4 protein-coding genes are annotated in these 1,240 nt (G+C 25.8%); 2 read left to right on the top strand and 2 right to left on the bottom strand.

Going from position 1 to position 1,240, the window contains the following annotated elements; translation table 11 throughout:
* On the bottom strand, positions 1 to 92 hold a 92-nt coding region (locus JWF52_RS18870; protein WP_353654985.1), incomplete at its 3' end, for an SAM-dependent methyltransferase.
* Positions 93 to 164: 72 nt separating this feature from the next.
* Between JWF52_RS18870 and JWF52_RS18865 the strand changes: the two genes are divergently transcribed.
* A complete protein-coding gene (locus tag JWF52_RS18865) occupies positions 165 to 329 on the top strand; it encodes a hypothetical protein (RefSeq protein ID WP_208335010.1) in 165 nt (54 codons plus the stop codon).
* A 92-nt stretch (positions 330 to 421) separates the two neighbouring features.
* Here JWF52_RS18865 and JWF52_RS18860 read toward each other — a convergent pair whose 3' ends face one another.
* Positions 422 to 586, bottom strand: a complete 165-nt coding sequence (locus JWF52_RS18860; protein ID WP_208335010.1) for a hypothetical protein — start codon at positions 584 to 586, stop codon at positions 422 to 424.
* 81 nt (positions 587 to 667) lie between these two features.
* On the opposite strand from JWF52_RS18860, the gene JWF52_RS18855 reads away from it, so the two are divergent.
* The coding region (locus tag JWF52_RS18855; RefSeq protein WP_208335009.1) for a tRNA (adenine(22)-N(1))-methyltransferase at positions 668 to 1,240 on the top strand (573 nt) is incomplete at its 3' end.

Genomic DNA, 1,240 nt, shown 5'->3' with positions numbered 1-1,240 from the left:
CCATGATCGGTTCCTATATCTGCTACTCTCTTCCCTTTGGTTACTAATGATGCTATTTTTAATAATCTATCTGTTAATTTCAATTTTTTCATCCTTTCTCAAATTTAAAGTATTTATAATAATATTATATAAAATCCTAATAATATTATTAGGAGGTGTTTACATTGCCTAAAATAAAAAAACGTAAATCTGAATATAATCCTACCTATAAATGGGGTGGAAATACTATTCTTTGGTCTAATCAAACTGATCAAAAAATAATTCAAGAAGCTGAAGATGAAAATGCCTCTAAATTAAAATCAGATTTACAAAAAGAAATTAATTATTAGTATTAATATATTAATTTCAATTCCACATATTAAAAATTCGCCTTCACAAAGGCGAATTTTTAATATGTGGAATTGAAATTAATATATTAATACTAATAATTAATTTCTTTTTGTAAATCTGATTTTAATTTAGAGGCATTTTCATCTTCAGCTTCTTGAATTATTTTTTGATCAGTTTGATTAGACCAAAGAATAGTATTTCCACCCCATTTATAGGTAGGATTATATTCAGATTTACGTTTTTTTATTTTAGGCAATGTAAACACCTCCTAATAATATTATTAGGATTTTATATAATATTATTATAAATACTTTAAATTTGAGAAAGGATGAAAAAATTGAAATTAACAGATAGATTATTAAAAATAGCATCATTAGTAACCAAAGGGAAGAGAGTAGCAGATATAGGAACCGATCATGGTTATATACCAGTTTATTTATTAAATAAAGGATACATAGATTTTGCAATACTTGCAGATGTAAATAAAGGGCCACTTGAAAATGCAAGAGGTGAAGTAAGACATAATAAGCTTTTAGATAAGGTTGATTTAAGATTAGGTTCAGGGATAGAAGTATTAGAAGTTAATGAAGTAGATGAAGTTATAATTGCAGGCATGGGAGGAATATTAATAAGTGAGCTTTTAGAAGTTAAAACTGAAGTAGCTCACTCAGTAGAAAAATTAATACTTCAGCCTATGCAAGCACAAGATGAACTTAGAAAATATCTTTTAAACAATGGATATGAAATAATAGATGAGGTATTAGTTAAAGAAGATTTTAGAATATATGAAATAATCGTTACTAAATACACAGGAAAAAACACTTTCGTAGAAGATGAAATATACTATGAATTAGGGAAAAAGCTTATAGAGAATAAAGATCCTTTACTTAATGAATTTATAGACAAAAAA

The sequence above is a fragment of the Clostridium sp. CCUG 7971 genome, assembly GCF_017590215.1.
Classification (GTDB): Bacteria; Bacillota; Clostridia; order Peptostreptococcales; family Peptostreptococcaceae; genus Faecalimicrobium.
The sequence above is the reverse complement of the archived record's forward strand: the minus strand, read 5'-3'. Positions and strand labels throughout refer to the sequence as shown.